The sequence below is a fragment of the Amycolatopsis sp. NPDC045836 genome, from assembly GCF_056431745.1.
On record NZ_JBWKKF010000010.1, the window covers coordinates 147913 to 164470 of the forward strand.

Annotated in this window: 15 protein-coding genes; 5 read left to right on the forward strand and 10 right to left on the reverse strand. The window is 72.4% G+C overall.

The features are described 5' to 3' along the window. Positions 1-196: 196 nt before the first annotated feature. Positions 197-1093 carry a LysR family transcriptional regulator gene (locus AC07EG_RS20850; RefSeq protein ID WP_478254790.1) on the reverse strand — a complete coding sequence of 299 codons (897 nt, stop codon included), beginning with the start codon at positions 1091-1093 and terminating at the stop codon, positions 197-199. 71 nt (positions 1094-1164) lie between these two features. On the opposite strand from AC07EG_RS20850, the gene hisD reads away from it, so the two are divergent. The 3 genes from hisD to AC07EG_RS20865 are packed head-to-tail and all read left to right on the forward strand — an operon-like array spanning position 1165 to position 4411. After that, complete coding sequence (hisD, locus tag AC07EG_RS20855; protein WP_478254791.1) at positions 1165-2487, forward strand: histidinol dehydrogenase; 1323 nt, start codon at positions 1165-1167, stop codon at positions 2485-2487. Then, a complete protein-coding gene (locus AC07EG_RS20860; RefSeq protein WP_478254792.1) occupies positions 2484-3641 on the forward strand; it encodes an ester cyclase in 1158 nt (385 codons plus the stop codon). The genes hisD and AC07EG_RS20860 overlap by 4 nt, the downstream gene beginning before the upstream one ends. After that, positions 3638-4411, forward strand: a complete 774-nt coding sequence (locus AC07EG_RS20865) for a nitrilase-related carbon-nitrogen hydrolase (RefSeq protein WP_478254793.1) — start codon at positions 3638-3640, stop codon at positions 4409-4411. Before AC07EG_RS20860 ends, AC07EG_RS20865 begins: the two co-directional genes overlap by 4 nt. A 43-nt stretch (positions 4412-4454) precedes the next feature. Here the strand turns inward: AC07EG_RS20865 and AC07EG_RS20870 are convergent, their stop codons facing one another. From AC07EG_RS20870 to AC07EG_RS20900, 7 genes are all read right to left on the reverse strand, one after another. Next, on the reverse strand, positions 4455-4955 hold the full coding sequence (locus tag AC07EG_RS20870) for a GNAT family N-acetyltransferase (RefSeq protein ID WP_478254794.1): 501 nt from the start codon (positions 4953-4955) through the stop codon (positions 4455-4457). 423 nt (positions 4956-5378) lie between these two features. Continuing rightward, positions 5379-5927, reverse strand: coding sequence for a hypothetical protein (locus AC07EG_RS20875; protein WP_478254795.1), 549 nt, complete (start codon positions 5925-5927; stop codon positions 5379-5381). An 80-nt stretch (positions 5928-6007) separates the two neighbouring features. After that, positions 6008-8419 (reverse strand): sugar-binding protein, encoded by a 2412-nt coding sequence (locus tag AC07EG_RS20880; protein ID WP_478254796.1) that lies wholly within the window; start codon positions 8417-8419, stop codon positions 6008-6010. Between the two features lie 15 nt (positions 8420-8434). Next, positions 8435-9241, reverse strand: coding sequence for a carbohydrate ABC transporter permease (locus AC07EG_RS20885; protein ID WP_478254797.1), 807 nt, complete (start codon positions 9239-9241; stop codon positions 8435-8437). Then, positions 9238-10107: a carbohydrate ABC transporter permease gene (locus tag AC07EG_RS20890; protein WP_478254798.1), complete on the reverse strand. Its 870-nt coding sequence runs from the start codon at positions 10105-10107 to the stop codon at positions 9238-9240. The genes AC07EG_RS20885 and AC07EG_RS20890 overlap by 4 nt, the downstream gene beginning before the upstream one ends. Next, positions 10085-11425: an extracellular solute-binding protein gene (locus AC07EG_RS20895; protein ID WP_478254799.1), complete on the reverse strand. Its 1341-nt coding sequence runs from the start codon at positions 11423-11425 to the stop codon at positions 10085-10087. Before AC07EG_RS20895 ends, AC07EG_RS20890 begins: the two co-directional genes overlap by 23 nt. Next, positions 11422-12528: a carbohydrate kinase family protein gene (locus AC07EG_RS20900; protein ID WP_478254800.1), complete on the reverse strand. Its 1107-nt coding sequence runs from the start codon at positions 12526-12528 to the stop codon at positions 11422-11424. Before AC07EG_RS20900 ends, AC07EG_RS20895 begins: the two co-directional genes overlap by 4 nt. 106 nt (positions 12529-12634) lie before the next feature. Between AC07EG_RS20900 and AC07EG_RS20905 the strand changes: the two genes are divergently transcribed. Together AC07EG_RS20905 and AC07EG_RS20910 are read left to right on the forward strand one after the other, a co-directional pair. Continuing rightward, positions 12635-13387: a DeoR/GlpR family DNA-binding transcription regulator gene (locus AC07EG_RS20905; RefSeq protein ID WP_478254801.1), complete on the forward strand. Its 753-nt coding sequence runs from the start codon at positions 12635-12637 to the stop codon at positions 13385-13387. Then, positions 13384-14718, forward strand: a complete 1335-nt coding sequence (locus tag AC07EG_RS20910) for a 6-phospho-beta-glucosidase (RefSeq protein WP_478254802.1) — start codon at positions 13384-13386, stop codon at positions 14716-14718. The genes AC07EG_RS20905 and AC07EG_RS20910 overlap by 4 nt, the downstream gene beginning before the upstream one ends. A gap of 2 nt (positions 14719-14720) precedes the next feature. Here AC07EG_RS20910 and AC07EG_RS20915 read toward each other — a convergent pair whose 3' ends face one another. Next, the gene (locus tag AC07EG_RS20915) at positions 14721-15134 is read right to left on the reverse strand and encodes a hypothetical protein (RefSeq protein ID WP_478254803.1); all 414 of its coding nucleotides are present in this window, start codon (positions 15132-15134) and stop codon (positions 14721-14723) included. A gap of 242 nt (positions 15135-15376) precedes the next feature. After that, positions 15377-16537 carry a glycosyltransferase gene (locus AC07EG_RS20920; protein WP_478254957.1) on the reverse strand — a complete coding sequence of 387 codons (1161 nt, stop codon included), beginning with the start codon at positions 16535-16537 and terminating at the stop codon, positions 15377-15379. Between the last annotated feature and the right edge of the window lie 21 nt (positions 16538-16558).

Sequence of the window (16558 nt, forward strand, 5' to 3'; positions counted from 1 at the left end):
GCCCAGCCAACCCACGACTCGCCCCGCACCACACCCCCGCCCGCCAAACCGCCCAACACCACACCACCCACCAACCAGCGCCTCAACACTGGTCCAACAACACCCGCTGCACCAGCCCAGCCAACCCACGACTCGCCCCGCACCACACCCCCGCCCGCCAAACCGCCCAACACCACACCACCCACCAACCAGCGCCTCAACACTGGTCCAGCAGCATCTGCTGCGCCAGCCCGGCCAACTCCCGGCTGGCCGGCGACAGCACCTCAGCCCGCCGCCGGACCAGGGCGATGGTGTCGTAGAGGGGCTCGGCGAAGGGCACCGTGTGCACCCCCGCCGGGCAGTTGGAGCTGGTGGCCACCGCCCTCGAGACGATGGTGTCGCCGACTCCCCTGGCGGTCAGCGACAGCGCCGGTTCCACGTGCTCCACCTCGATCCACGGTGCCAGCCGCACCCCGGCCAGCTGCGCGCGCTCGGCCAGCTGCCGCCGGGTCGGGTCCTTCCAGCCGTAGTGGGCGTCGTAGAGGATCAGGCGGGCTTCGGCCAGGCGCTGGATGGTCATCGGCTCGGCCGCGCGTGCCGGGTCCGCGCTGGCGTAGAGCACCTCGTCCCGCAGCAGCGGCGTGACCACCAGGTCGTCGTGCTCCACCGGCAGCACCACCAGCCCGGCCTCCACCGTGCCCGCCGACACCGCCGCGGCCACCTCCACCGAGTTCAGCCCGATCAGCCGGATGCGCACGTCCGGATAACGCGAGTGGAACTGCTGCGCCAGATCCGACAGCAGGTAGTACGCCGCGTTGCGCAGCAGCCCGAAGGTGGCCACCCCACCCTGCAGCGACCGCACCGACCGCAACGCCTGCACCCCGCCGTCAGCCGCGGCCACCGCCTGCTCGGCGAACGGCAGCAGCGCCGTGCCCGCCGCGGTCAGCACCAGCCGCCGGGGCCCCCGGCTGAACACCGCCGCGCCGTGCTCGTCCTCCAGTTTCCGGATCAGCTCCGAGACCGACGCCTGCGCCACCCCCAGCGACCGCGCCGCCGCGCTGAACGAACCGAGGCGGGCGGCGGCCAGGAACGCCCGCAGCTGACGCAGAGTCATAGGGAAACCCTATAGCAAGCACGGGATCCACCGGCCTTGTCCTGTGCTCGAATCTCGCTTACGTTCGCCGCATGCGACTGAGTCCTTCCACTCCGGCCCAGCTCAGCGGCTCGTACCACGTGCTCAAGTCCGCTGTGGACAAACCGCCCGCCCAGCGCGACCCGGCGGTGGTCGAGCGCGTTTCGGCCATGCTGAGCGAGATCGAACGCGGTGGCATGGACGCCGTGCTGCGGTACGCGGCCGAACTCGACGGCACCGAGGGCGACAGCGTCGAACTCACCACCGCCGACCTCGACCGCGCCGCCCGCGGCCTGTCCGCCGAGCTGCGGGACGCGCTGAGCCTGGGTGCCGAGCGCACGGCCGCGTTCGCCCGCGAGCAGCGCTCCCGGCTCACCGACTTCGAGACCCGGCTGGCCCCCGGGCTGGTCACCGGCGTGCGGTACGTGCCGGTCGGCAGCGTCGGCGCCTACCTGCCCGCCGGGCGCTTCCCGCTGCTCGCCGGCGCGTTCATGACGGTGGGCGTGGCCAAGGTGGCCGGCGTGCCGACCGTGCTGGCCTGCACCCCGCCCAGCCGTGGCGGCGGCCCCGACCCGGCGGTCCTGCACGCCGCCCGGCTCTCCGGCGCCGATCGGGTGTTCGTGCTCGGCGGCGTCCAGGCGCTGGCCGCGCTGGCGTTCGGCCTGCTCGGCGACGCCCCGGTGGACATGCTCGTCGGCGCGGGCAACGCCTACGTGGCCGAGGCCAAGCGGCAGCTGTTCGGCAAGGTGGCGATCGACCTGCTCGCCGGGCCGTCGGAGGTGGCCGTGCTGGCCGACGACAGCGCCGATCCGGTGCTGGTGGCCGCCGACCTGCTCGGCCAGGCCGAGCACGGCACCGACTCCCCCGCCGCACTGGTCACCACCTCGCGGCGGCTCGGTGAAGCGGTGATCGAAGAGGCCGAGCGCCAGCTCAAGGACCTGCCGACGGCCGAAATCGCCGGACCGGCCTGGCGCGACCACGGTTCGGTGCTGTGGGCGGCCGACCAGGCCACCGCCGCGCGGCTGATGGACGACCTGGCCCCGGAGCACCTCGAACTGCAGACCGCCGACGACGACTACTACCTGAGCACCCTGCGCAACTACGGCTCGCTGTTCATCGGCCGCTGGAGCACGGTGGCCTACTCGGACAAGGGCATGGCGGGCACGAACCACGTGCTGCCCACCGCCGGCGGCGCCAAGCACAGCGCCGGGCTGTCGGTGTCCCGGTTCCTCAAGCCGCTGACCTACCAGCGGGTCGACCGGGAAGCCACGCGGGAACTGGCCGGTGCGGTGGACGTGATCTCCAGCTACGAGGGCATGGCCGCGCACCGGGCCACCGCGACCCTGCGCCTCGGCGCGCACCAGGAGGGAAAATGACCGAAGAGAACCGCGAGAAACCCACCGGCACGGGCAGTCCGGGTGGCGCGATGGCGCCGGGCAAGCGCACCATGCCCACCGACTTCACCATCTCGCTGCGCCCCGGTTGCGGCGCCGACGCGCCCAACGTCACACCGGGCACGCGGCGCCAGCCGATGCGCGGGTTCGAGGACACCTACACCGACATCGTCGACTACATCGTCCGGATCACCCACCGCATCTGGGAAGACCAGGACGTGGGCTACATCTACGACACCTACAGCCCCGGCTGCCGCCTCTACGACGACAGCGGGTACGCCTTCGGGGTGGAGCAGCTGGTCAGCGGCACGATGCAGAGCATCAACGCCTTCCCCGACTGCCGCCACTACGCCGACGACGTGATCTGGGCGGGCAACGAGGACGAAGGCTTCGTCACCTCGCACCGCGCGATCAACATCGGCCACCACACCGGGCCGTGGCGGTGGAGCCCGCCCACCGGCAAGCGGCTGCACACCTGGGTGATCGCCAACTGCGTGGTCCGCGAGAACGAGATCTACGAGGAGTGGGTGCTCTACAACCTGACCTCGAAGCTGCAGCAGATGGGGCTCGACGTGGTCGCCGCCGCGCGGGCGTTCGGCAACGACACCGCGTTCGTCCCGCTCACCGAGCGCGTGCACACCGAACCCGACCGGCTCACCGGCGGCCGCAAGCCCGCGCTCTACCCGGCGGCGGACCCGGCGGACATCGACCACCTGGTGCGGGCGTTGTTCCACGACACCTACAACCGCCGCGACCTGACCGCCATCGACCGGGCCTACGACCCGGCGGTGCGCTGGCACGGCACCTCCGACCGCACCGGTTACGGCCGGGGTGACGTGCGGGCCCAGGCCCGCAACCTGCTGGCCACCTTCCCCGATCTCGGGGTGCGGGTGGACGAGGTGTACTGGCAGGGCAATCCGGCCGACGGGTTCAGCGTGTCCGCGCGCTGGTCCGGCACCGGCACGCACCGCGGGTACGGCCTGTACGGCAAGCCGACCGGCCGCCGTGCCCACCTGTGGGGCATCACCCAGCTGTACCTGGTCAACGGCCGCATCGTCGAGGAGTGGAACCTGTTCAACGAGTTCGACGTGCTGGCCCAGCTGCTGCGTGACGACCCGCCACCGCGGCTGACGTGACGGTCGTGCACTGCGTCCCGGTGGCTCCGGTCATCGGCGAGCCCGAGGGCAACCGGCGGCGCGTGCTGGCCGCCATCGGCACCGCGGTGGCGGAAGGCGCGCAGGTGGTGGTGCTCCCCGAACTGGCCACCTGCGGTTACGCCTTCACCGACGTGGCCGAGGCACGGGCCGCCGGTGTCGCCGCCGATGACCCGCTGTTCGCCGGATGGGCCGCCGCGGCCGGTTCGGCGGTGGTCATCGGCGGCTTCGCCGAACTGGGTGCCGACGGGCACCTCTACAACAGCGCGGCCCTGGTCGACGGCTCCGGCGTGCGGGCCGTCTACCGGAAGACCCACCTGTGGGACCGCGAGAAGCTGTTGTTCACCCCCGGAGCCGCCGCGCCGCCGATCGTCCACACCGGACACGGCCGGATCGGCGTGCTCATCTGCTACGACCTGGAGTTCCCGGAGGTGACCAGGGACCTCGCCGAACGCGGCGCCGAACTGGTCGCCGCCCCGGTCAACTGGCCGCTGGTCGAGCCGATCGGCGGGCACCCACCGGAAACGGTGATCGCCATGGCCGCCGCCCGCACCAACCGCCTCTGCTTCGCCATCTGCGACCGCACCGGCGTGGAACGCGGGGTCGCCTGGACGGGCGGCAGCACGCTGATCGACGAACGCGGCAGGCCACTGGGGCCCACCGGCGAGCTGGATCTGAGCCGCACCAGGGACAAGTGGCTGTCCGAGCACAACCACGCCTTCGGCGACCGGCGGCCAGGACTGTCGCGGTGACGCCCGGGACGGCACTCGGTGAGCGCCGCCCAGGGCGGGGTGATTACCGGCGTGTGACGCCGTAGCGGGCGGTACCCTCTTCGGCGTCGACGCCGCACCGCTCGAACCCGGCCTTCTCCAGCACCCGGATCGACGGCGGGTTCGACAGCTCCACGTCCGCGCGCACGGTGTGGACCTCGGGTGCGCCGAGCGCGAACTCCGTCAGCACACGGGTGGCCTCGGCGGCATAACCCCGGCCCCGCCGCGACGGCACGATGCCGTAGCCGATCTCGACCGCGCCGTCGCTCGGCGGCCAGAACAGGCCGATGGACCCGGCCACCAGGCCAGTGGCGCGCTCGACGACCAGGCGGTGCCCGTACTGGCCCAGCCAGGCCGGGTTCGCCTCGAACAGGCCCGCGATGACGTGGTCGCCCTCGGCGGGGAAGTCCCCGGCCCAGCCCGGGAGCCGGGTGCCGTCCAGCACGGCGGTGACCGCGGCCGGTGCCCACAACCGCAGCACGAGGCGTTCGGTGGTCAAATCGGTGCTGTTGAGCGAAAAAGACATGGTTGTCTCCTGGTTTTCACAAGAAATGGGAATCCGGTCAGGCGGACCGGATGAGGGCAGGCCGAAGCAGGCTGTGGACAGCCATATTCATCAAGCTCCCTCTGAAACCAGGGTGATCAGCCACGGGACGGTAGCACGCAGACTCCCGCTTTCACCGGACCGGCGCCGGTTTCCAGCCACGAAGCACCTCCGGAACGAGAGCGCGACGGCGGTCGCGTCACCGTCCAGCGCGGAGACGGCCTGAGCGCGGTCGGTGGCGTGCCGCAGGGGCCGGACCGGGTCCCGGTCCCGGCCACACCCGAGGATCGAAGGTCCGCACACCGCCGAACCGCGACCCGGGCTGTCACCGCGGCAGGTGGCGGTGGCCGAGCTGGCGGTCACCGGCTGCGCGAGCCGCACGCAGCTCGCCCTGCGGTGGCGCGGTCAGGACCAGTCGGTCTGGTAGCCGTCGTGGCGCAGCAGGTCCAGGAGTTCGGCGTCGGTGGGCTGGTGCAGGTGGTCGAGGATCTCGCGCAGCCGGGCGGTGTCGGTCAGGTCGCCGCTGCGCACGCTGAGCACCCGGTCGCCGAGGTCGCGGTGGACCTCGAGGCCCGGGTCGCTGTTGTCGGTGTCGCGGACGACGACCTCGGTCAGGCCACCACCGAGGTCGGTGCACGTCCTGGCGATGGTGCCGCACCAGATGACGTCCTCCGTGGTGTCATCGGGCAACGGCTGGGTGATGGTGAACTGGACCACGGGCCCGTGCGCCGGATCGCCGCCGAGCCGGAAGCCGACGCCGAACTCCTGCGAGTTCGCCGAGCCCAGCGCGTCGCTCCCGGCTGCGTCCGGCACCAGGAGTTCGTGCCGGGGCCAGGGCAGCGGGGCGGTGAGGTCGTGCACGTCGCGCTGATCCTTGTCTTCCTGCAATTCGGCGGAGATCCACGCGTAGGCGGCCCAGCAGGCCGCCACCACCAGCACCAGAACCGCCACCATCCTCGACACCCGCACGTGACGATCATGCCAGTGGCGACCACCGACCCGGCCGTGCCGATCAGCCCGGCGGCGAGGCCACCTCACCCACCCGCTGCCGCGGCTGTGCCGCCTCGGGTGTTGGTGAAGCCCAGCAGCACCGGCCCGTCCGGCAGCCGAGTACGGCCGGGTGCCACCGGTACCACGTGCCGTCCGTCGGCGGCGAAGACCGAGGCCGTGCCCGGTTCAGCGGCGTAGAGCCAGCCGCCGCGGACGTGGACCGGGCGGGCCGGGGCCGCGGCGCCCGGCGGCAGGCCCAGCCGGATCGACTGCTCCAGGGTCTGCGGGGAGTCCACCGAAGCCAGTGCCTCCAGCGGCAGCACCGGTTCCGGCGGGTCGATCGGCCGGTCGGGTGGCGGGGTGTAACCGGCCACGGTGGCCCGGCCCCAGCGGTACGGGTCGCCCTGCACCCCGCCCCAGGTCGACCAGCCGATCCGCGTCTGTCCCGTTTTGTCCTGCGTGTCCGAGTCGTAGACCAGCACGTTCACGCCCAGCGCGGCGGGGTCCACCGCACCCGGCAACCGCTCCATCGGCACGGCGACCTCGACGGTGTAGCCGCCTTCACGCGGCGAAGCGGCCACCTCGACACCCGGCGCCGGCCCCTGGGCGTTGTCGGCGTCCCGGAACGCACACGGGCCACCGTCCGCTGTGGACGGAAGGACCGCCAGTTTGTAGGTGGTGGAGGTGTTCTCCGATCGGCCCCGCGGATCGAAGGTCAGTTCCACCGAGTCGGTCCGCCAGTGCCGCTTGCAGTCCGAGGCAGGCAGCTTCGTGCCCACCACGTCGTCGGTGACGTCGACCAGTGCGTACAGCGTGTCGTCGTGCCAGGACAACCGCGCGCTCCCGGAGCAGTCCGCTGCCGAGGTGCAGTTCTCGCCTTCCCAGCGCGCCGAGGTGTCCAGCGTGTCACCGGGGTACTCCCCCGAACCCGCCGCGCCGTCGACCACGGGCGCGGCCTGCGCCTCCGGGATCACCGTGGACGGCACCACTTCCAGCGCGGCCGTGGTGGTCCCCTGCGAGGTGACGAGCTGGTACGGGTGGTCCTTTCCGGGCGGCAGGGACGCGTCGGTGTTGCGGACGCCGAATTTCACCTGGTGCGCGGCACCCGGCGCGAGTTCCGGGTACGGCTGCGCCTCACCGCCGGTGAACCCGGCGGGCAGCGCCAGCGCCACCGTGCCGTGCTGCGGCACCGGGCTTTCGTTGCGCACGGTCACGGAAATGTCCCGGGTGCCACCGGACGGCACGGTCAGCACCGGCAGCACCTCGCCTGCCCGGTCGGGGAAGCCGGTTTCCCGTGCCCAGGCGTCGTACTGGGCCACCTGCGGCAGCGGCTCCGGTGCGGCGGCCACCGGCGGGACCACCTCGACGATCGCCTCCGTGCTGTCCCCGGTGGGCAGGACGGCGCCGATGCGGACCTTGCCGGGCTCGGCATCGGCGGGCACGGTCACCGTGCGGTCGTGCACGGCCCAGCCCTCGGGCGCGGTCAGTTCGACCGCACCGGGCGCCGAGGACCGCACGTCGATGCGCACCCGTTCACCCGGGGTGACCCGGTAGCGGTCGGCCGTGGCGGTCAGCGCCGGGCCCATCGGCACCGCGCCGTCCAGCAGTCCTCGTATCCCACGGGTTTCGGGGCGGTACGGCACCCTGGCGGCCACCTGGGTGAAGTAGTCGCAGCCGATCTGCCGGGGATCGGCCGGCGCGTCCGGGAAGCCCGCCCAGCCCTGGCTGGCGTACTCCCGCTGCGCCTCGCGCTCGATCTGCGCCCAGGTCTTGCCACCCGGCCCGGGGTTCCCGGCCCACACGCCCCACACCCGGTCGGCGGGCTCGGCGGGGGTGAACGCCGATTCGCAGTCCGGCCCGGTGTCCGCGGTGCCCGCCAGGCCGGTGGTGAACAACTTCGCCACCGCCCACGGCTGTCCGGCCGCCGGGAACCGCGCCGGGTCGGCGGCCGCGGTGTAGGCCTCGAAGGCCAGCCGGGCGGCGTACTGGTGGTTGCCGTGATTGCCCGGCGACGGCGCCGGGTTCATGGTGAAGACCAGTTCCGGCCGCGTCTGGCGCACCACCCGCACCAGCTTCTCCAGCGTCGACTCGTGCCCCCACGCCTGCTCGGTCAGCGGTGAGCTGACCGTGTAGTAGAAGTCGGCGCGATCGAGGTTGAACACGTCGGTGACCCCGGCCCGCCCGACGGCCCGGCGTTCCTCGGCTTCACGCAGCAGCCCGAGTGCGGGCCCCTCCTCCGGGCCGACGGCGTTGCCGCCGCCCTCCCCCCGGGTCACCGTCACCACCCCGGCGGTCAACCCCAGCTGCCCGATGGTGGACAACGTCGAGGCTTCGTCGTCGGGATGGGCGCCGACGAACAGCACGTCCAGGTCGGCCCGCGGCGGGTCCGCCGCCGCGGTCGGCTGGACCAGGCCCGCCACGAGAACCCCCAGCACCCCGGCCACCAGTGCGCGCACCACGCCTCCCGAGTGTCAGCCCTTCACCGAACCGTCCACCATGCCCCGGATGAAATGCCGCTGCAGGAACAAATACAGCACGACCACCGGCAGGGCCACCAGTACCGAGGCCGCCGCCAGCAACGGCACCGTGGTCGTCGCCGGACCGGAGAAGAACTGCAGTCCCAGCGGCGCGGTCCGCAGGTCTTCACTGGTGACCATCACCCTGGCCAGCAGGAACTCGTTCCAGGTCCACATGAACACCAGCACCGCGAGGGTGACCAGCGCCGGACGGCCCATCGGCACCAGGATCCGCCACAGCGTCTGCCAGTGCCCGGCACCGTCGAGCCGCGCGGCCTCGACCACACCGCGTGAGACCGAGCGGAAGTAGGTGCGCAGCCAGAACACGCCGAACGCCACCGACTGCGCCACCTGGGGGAAGACCAGCGACGCGTAGGTGTCGGTCAGCCCGAGGTCGCGCAGGTCGAAGTACAGCGGCACCACCACCGACTCGGCAGGCACGGTGATCCCGAGCAGCAGCAGGTAGAACAGCAGGCCGCTGCCGCGGAACCGCATGGTGCCGAAGGCGTAGGCGGCCAGGATCGACAGCAGCAGCGACAACGCGACCACGCAGACCGCCACCACCACGCTGTTGAGCAGGTAGCTGCCGAAACGGGCCTGGCTCCACGCCTCGGCGAGGTTCTCCCAGTGGATGCCGCCCTGCCCGGCGACCTCCGACCGCAGCGCGGTCACCAGGATGGCCACCACCGGGTACAGCGCGAACACGGTGAACACGCCGAGGACGAGGTAGGTGCCGATCCGTTCGGCGGCGGAGGCCCTCATCGGCGCTCCCCGCCCGAGATCCGGGTGATCACGAAGGTGACGGCGAAGGCGAGCAGGGTGATCGCCACCCCCATGGCCGCGGCCGAGCCGACCTGGCCGCCGTGGAAGGCGCGCTGGTAGATCTCGTAGGCGGGCACGGTGGTCGAGCCGCCCGGGCCGCCCTGCGGGGTCATCATGTACACCAGGTCGAAGGTGCGCAGGGCGGCGATCACGGTCAGCGTCAGCGCCACGCCGATCTCCGGGCGCAGCGACGGCAGGATCACCGTGCGGAACTCCCGCACCGGCCCGGCCCCGTCCACCCGGACCGCGTCGAACAGGTCACCGGAGATCTTGCCGATGCCGCCGAGGAACAGCACCATCGCCAGCCCCGTCTGCACCCAGGTGCCGACCACGCCGACCGCGAGCAGCGCGGTGCTCTCGTCACCGAGCCACGCCCGCCCCGGGGTGCCGAGCAGGGTGTTGAGCACCCCGTCCGGTGCGAAGATCCGCTGCCACGCCACCGCGACCACCACCATGGCCACCACCTGCGGCAGGAACAACGCGGTGCGGAAGAAGGGCAGCCCGCGCACCCGCGTCCGGTGCAGCGCGGTGGCCAGCACCAGCCCGATGCCCACCGGCAGCACAGCGAAGAACAGCACCAGCACCGCCACGTGGCCGAAGGCGGCCGCCGCGCCTTCCTCGGTGGCCAGTTCGACGTAGTTGTCCAGGCCGGTCCAGGTGCCCGGGCTCAGCCCGTCCCAGTCGAACAGCGAGAGCCAGCCGCTGTGCAGCAACGGGAACAGCAGGAACAGCCCGTACACCGCCAGCGCGGGCAGCACGTAGAGGTAGCCGGCCCGCCGGGGTTCACCGGCCACCACGGCTCGCATCCAGGTCGGCCTGCAGGGTGCCGAGGAACTCCTCCGGGTCGGCCGCGCCGCTGAGCAGCTGCTCCACCGCGCCGCTGACCACCTCGTAGGCGTTCGGCGTGGCGTAGTCGAGGTAGGGCACCAGACCGGGTGAGGTCGAGGCGGCCTGCCAGGCGTCGAGCACTTCCTTCTGCAGCCCGGTGGCGGGTTGCTGCCCGGCGTCGAGCACCGGCAGGTTCGCCGTTTCGCCGAGCACCTTCATCGCCTCGGGTGAGGTGATGAAGTTCAGGTAGGCGGCGGCCGCGTCGGGGTTCTTGCTCTTGCTGCTGATCGCCCACGGCAGGCCGGTGCCGCCGGTGATCGAACCACCCGGCGGGCGCAGGAAGCCGACCGAATCCCCCATCGCGGCCTTGAGGTCCGGCGTGAGCCAGGTGCCGTTGAGGTGGAAAACGCCTTCACCCTTGGCGAAGTCGGCCCACGAATCGTCGTTCTTGAGCCCGGCGAAGCCCGGGGTGAGATAGCCCTGGTCCGCCCAGTCGCGCACCTGCCGCGCCGCCGCGCGGTTCGCGTCGGTCGGCCAGCTGGCCTCCGGCCGCCCGGTGGCCAGCGCGGTTTCCGCGGCGGGTTCGGAGTGCCGGTGCATGGCCAGGCCGAACAGGTACGGCCCGGCGCTCTTCTCCAGGTTGCCGAACTGGATGGGCAGCTGCCCGGCGCCCTTGGCCGTGGCCAGCGCCGCGTCGAAGGCGGCCCAGTCCGCGGGCGGGGTCAGCCCCAGCTCCGCGAGCTTGGTCTTGTTGTAGAAGATGCCGACCAGCTCGCCGGTCTGCGGTACGCCGTACAGCTTGCCCTCGCCGAGGGTGTCCCCACCGTCCGGATAGGACGCCAGGCGGCGCACCGGTTCGGGGTAGCGGCTGGCCCAGCCGTACGCCTGGGCGTACCCGTCCAGCGGCACCAGCAGCCCGGCCTTGACGAACGCGCCCATGTCCTGCTTGCCGTTGTTGACCTGCGCGACGTCGGGTGCCTCGTTGCCGGTCAGCCCCAGCTTCACGGTGTTGCGCAGGTCGTCGAAGGACCGCGCCACCCGGTTGATCCTGATGTTCGGATAGGTGCGCTGGAACTGCTCGTTGAGCCGGGTGATCTGCTCCTCCTGCCCGGCCCGGGTCTCCTGGTCCCAGACGGTGAGGGTGACCTCGCCCAGTGCGGCGGCGTCGGTGCGGATCTCCCCGGCCGGCCGGTCGGCGGGCCGGTCGGCCGAACCGCCGGGGGTGCAGGCGGCCAGGGCGAGCAGCGCGGTGCCGACGGTCGCGAGACCGCGGGCGGCGGGGGAACGGCGTTTCACGATATGCCTCGCAATCCGATCGTGGCGCTGGCCCGGCGCACCTGGGTGTCGCCCCGGTCGGGCAGCAGCTCGTTGAGGAAGGCGTAGCCGCGCAGGTCGCGCTCGTCGCGGCGGCCGACCAGCCGCCACCACGCGGCGATGTCACCCCAGCCGGGGGCGGACTGGGAACCGCCGAAGTGCTGAACCGAGAGCGCGGCGCACAGGTTGGCGAAGTGCACCCGGTCGGCCAGCGGCCAGCCGGCCAGCGTGCCGAGCACGAACCCGGCGCCGAACACGTCACCGGCGCCGGTCGGGTCCAGCGCCGCCACGTTGAGCCCGCCGACGTCGGCTTCCTCCCCGGTGGCCGAGTCGACGGCGTAGGCCCCCTTGGAGCCCCGGGTGACCACCACGGCAGGCACGATCTCGGCGAGCTTGGCCGCCGCGGTGCGCACGTCGTCGGTGCGGGTGTAGCGGGTGGCTTCGACGCTGTTGGGCAGCACCACGTCGTAGCCGTCGAGCAGCTGGCGCAGCATCGCCGGTTCCCAGCGCTGCGTGGAGTCCCAGCCGACGTCGGCGAACAGCAGGGCGCCGTTGCGCTTGGCGGTGCGGACCCAGGCGTCGTCGTGCAGGTCGACGTGGACGAAGCAGGCGCGGGTGGGCGGGGGCGGGTTGAGCAGTTCGTCGGCGCTGATCGGGGCGGGGTGCCCGTGGGTGACCATGCTGCGGTCCTTCTCCACCGCCATCGACACGGTCAGCGGGGAGTGCCAGCCGTAGAACCGGCGCGAGTGCGACAGGTCCACGCCCTCCTGGTTGGCCAGCACGTCCCAGCAGAAGTCGCCGTAGGCGTCCTCGCCGAACGCCGCGGCCAGGCCGGTGCGCACCTGCAGCCGCGACAGCGCCACGGCCAGGTTCGCGATGCCGCCGGGGCTGGAGCCGAGGCCGGTCGCCCACACCTCGGTGCCCGGTTCGGGCAGTTCGGCGAGGCCGGTGAAGATGATGTCGAGGAACACCGTGCCGGAGAGCAGGATGTCCAGCCTCGGCGGATCGTCCGCGGCCGTTCTCGCCCCGGCGTCGAGATCGATCTTCACTTCCCCGACCAAACCGTCGTCGTTCCCGGGAGCCACCGCCGAGCCTCCTTCGCGCCAGTTCCGGCAGTCTGCACCCTTTTGCAGCCAACTGACAACTACTGCGCACTGCCGGTGCACGAGAATGATTGATAATGTCCTGTTCGTGCTTCCTCAGCGCCGGTACTCCGAGATCGTGCGGTGCCTGACCCGGGACGGGTCGGCCACGATCTCCGCGCTCGCCGAGCAGCTGCAGACCAGCGCCGCCACCATCCGGCGCGACCTGATCTCGCTGGAGCGCGACGGGGTGCTCTCCCGGGTGCACGGCGGGGCGGTGCTCAACCCGGCGGCCGAACTGCCGTTCGACTACGTCGCGGGCACCGGGCAGGACGGCAAGGCGGCGATCGCGGCGGGTGCGGCGGAACTGGTGCGCGACGGCGAGGTGCTGCTGCTCGACATCGGCACCACCGTGCACCAGCTGGCCAAGCACCTGCACGGGCGGCGGATCACCGTGGTCACCAGCAACCTGGCGGTCTACCACGAATTCGCCGACGACCACGCGATCGAACTGCTGCTGCTGGGCGGGCTGGTGCGGCGCAACTACCGGTCGATGGTCGGCTTCCTCACCGAGGACGCGCTGCGGCAGGTGCGCGCCGACCGGCTGTTCGTCTCCGCCTCCGGGGTCGGCCGGGACGGGTCGCTGATGGACGACACGGTGGTCGAGGTGCCGGGCAAGCGCGCCATGCTGGCCGCCGCCGAGCAGGTGGTGCTGCTGGTGGAGGCGCAGAAGTTCCCCGGCACCGGGATGGCGCGGGTGTGCGGGCCGGCCGAGATCGACGTGCTGGTGACCAACGCGGGGGCGAGCCCGGAGACGCTCGCCGTGATGCGGGACGCGGGTGTGGAGGTGCGCGAGGTATGAGGCTGGCGATCCTCGGCGGCGGCGGGTTCCGGGTGCCGCTGGTGCACGCCGCCCTGCTGGCCGATCCCGGGCACCTGGTCGACGAGCTGGTGCTGCACGACGTGCGGCCGGACCGGCTCGCCGCCATCGGTGCCGTGCTCGGCCAGCAGGCGGCGGGCGCGCCGTGGCGGCCACGGCTGACCACCACCACTTCGCTGGCCGAAGCAGTGTCCGATGTGGACTTCGTGTTCTCCGCGATCCGCGTCGGCGGGCTGGAGGGGCGCGCCGCGGACGAGCGGATTCCGCTGCGGCACGGGCTGCCCGGTCAGGAAACCGTCGGGCCGGGCGGGATCTGCTACGCGCTGCGGACCGTGCCGGTGGCGCTGGACATCGCCAGGACCGTGGCCGAACGGGCGCCCGGCGCGTGGGTCATCAACTTCACCAATCCGGCCGGGGTGGTCACCGAGGCGATGTCCGCGGTGCTGGGTGACCGGGTGGTCGGCATCTGCGACTCCCCGGTCGGGCTGTGCCGCCGGGTGGCCAACGCGCTGGGCGTCGACGCTTCGCGGGCTTCGTTCGACTACGTGGGGCTCAACCACCTCGGCTGGCTGCGGCGGGTGCTCGTCGACGGCCGGGACGTGCTGCCACGGCTGTTCGACTCCCCCGCGCTGACCTCGTTCGAGGAGGGCAAGCTCTTCGGCGCGCGGTGGCTGCGAACGCTCGGTGCGGTGCCCAACGAGTACCTGCACTACTACTACTTCGCCAGGGAAACGCTGGCACAGATGGGAAGGCAGGAAAGCACCCGCGGCGAATTCCTGCGGGAGCAGCAAAGCGCCTTCTACGCCGACGCGACCCGTGAGCCGGGGTCGGCGCTGAAGCGCTGGCAGGAAACCCGTGCCGAACGCGAACGCAGCTACCTGGCCGAAGGCCGGGCCGTGGCCGGTTCCGGGGAGCGCGACACCTGCGACACCGAGGGCGGCGGCTACGAGGAGGTCGCGTTGCGGTTGATGAACGCGATCGCGGGCAACCGGGACGCGTCGCTGATCCTGAACGTGCGCAACCGCGGTGCGGTGCCGGGCCTGGACGACGACGCCGTGGTCGAGGTTCCGTGCGCGGTGACCGGCAACGGGCCGCGGCCGCTGGCGGTGGGTGCGGTGCGTGCCGCGGAACTGGGGTTGATGCAGCAGGTCAAGGGGGTCGAGCGGGCCACCGTGGAAGCGGCGGTGACCCGGAGCCGGGCGTCGGCGTTGCGGGCGCTGGGCTCACACCCCCTGGTCGACTCGGTCGCCGCGGCCGCCGGGGTGCTCGACGACTACGCGGCGGCGTTCCCCGAACTGGCCGACCTCGCCTGAGTTCACCCGGACAGGGCGAGGGTGCCCAGCGTCACCAGCCCGGCGACCTTGACCACCTCGAGGGCGATGTAGACCAGGTGCGCGTGGCTGCGGGGGCCTTCTCCCCCGGCCAGCACCCGGTCCGACCGGCGGTTGAGCACCGGGCGCACGGCGAGCAGCTGGATCAGCAGCACCAGGGTGAGCCCGGCGGCGGCCACCAGCGACGCCACCGATCCGGAGCCGGCCAGCAGCGCGGCCCACACCGCCGCCGCGAGCAGCACCTCGACCCGGTTGAGCGCGGCGAACACCAGCCGCCCGATGCCCAGGCCCAGCGGCAGCGTGATGCCGGGAGCCCGGAACTTCAGCGGGGCTTCGAGGAAGGAGATGCCGAGCACCAGGCCGAGCCAGGTGAAGGTGATCGCGGCAGCCACCGTCATGCGTTCCTCCCGAGCCCGCTGGTCCGGTTCAACCTACCGCCCGCACCGCTGGCGGATGCCCGCCGCTCGGTCAGCTCCTGGGGTGGGTGGCCGTGGGGAGCGGACACGGAGCGTGGTGGGCGCCCTCACCGGGACCGGTCACCGGCGAGGGCCGGTTTCGCCGCAGTTACCCCGAATGGGCAGAAAGGAATGGTAATGCGTCACCGGATCCGGGGATAGCGCACGGTGCTCGGCCGGCCACCTCACCCGGTGATCTCGATGAGCAACTTCGCGGCCACCGTCGCGCCGTCGCCGCGGACCTTGCCCGCCACCGCCCCGGCGCGCTCCCGGGTTCCGGCGGTCAGCGCCGTGGTGAGCGCGGCGGACAGCGACTCGACGGTCGGCGCCGGGCCGTCGTGAGCGGCACCGATGCCCAGGTCGGCCACCCGCGACGCCCAGTACGGCTGGTCCGCGATCTGCGGCACGACCACCTGCGGGGCACCGGCCCGCGCCGCCGTGGTCGTGGTGCCCGCGCCACCGTGGTGCACGACGGCGGCCACCCGGCGGAACAGGGCCTGCTGGTTGACCTCACCGACGACGAAGCAGTCATCGGCGTCGTCGATCGAGGAAAGTCCGGCCCAGCCGCGGGCGAGCAGCACGCGGCGGCCCAGCCCGCGCACCGCCTCGATGGCCACCCTGGCGACGTCCTTCGGGGCGTGCGCGGCCATGCTGCCGAAGCCCGCGTACACCGGCGGTTCACCGGCGTCCAGGAACGCCACCAGGTCCGGGGCCAGCGGCCGGTCGTCGGGCAGGAGCCACGGCCCGGTCCGCACCAGGTCGTAGTTCGTCATGCCCTCCGACGGGCACAGCGTCTCGTCCGCCGCCAGCCACGGCCGGTCGGTGAACACGTGATCGCGCACGTTGTCCACCGGCGGCAGGTTCATCGCCGTCCGGTGGCGGTTGAGCGCCTCGCCGTACAGGGCGTTCACCCGCTGGGCGTCCTGCTGCCACAGCACCCGCAGATCGGTTTCCCCGTCGGCGGACGGGGTGCCCGGCCGCGTTCCGGGGCGGAAGTGCGGTGAAGGCAGGCCGAAGAGCTGGAAACACGCGTACACGTAGGGCAAGCCCAGTTCTTCGGCCACGTCCCGCGCACCGGCGGGCAGCAATCCGCTCGCCACCACCACGTCACAGCCTTCGGCCGCCTCGGTGAGCGTTTCGAACCGCGCGTCGACCAGTGCGGGTGCGAGCTGGAAGGCGTCCTCGCCCGTCGGTGGCCTCGGCCCGGCGACCACCGAGTGCACCGTCGGCCCCAACGGCACCAGCGGCACCCCCGCCCGCTCGGCCAGCCGCACGAATTCCCCGTCCGGTGGCGCGCACACCCGCGCCTCGGCCCCGAGTTCGCGCAACGCCACCGCGAGCCCCAACACGGGCTCGACGTCCCCGCG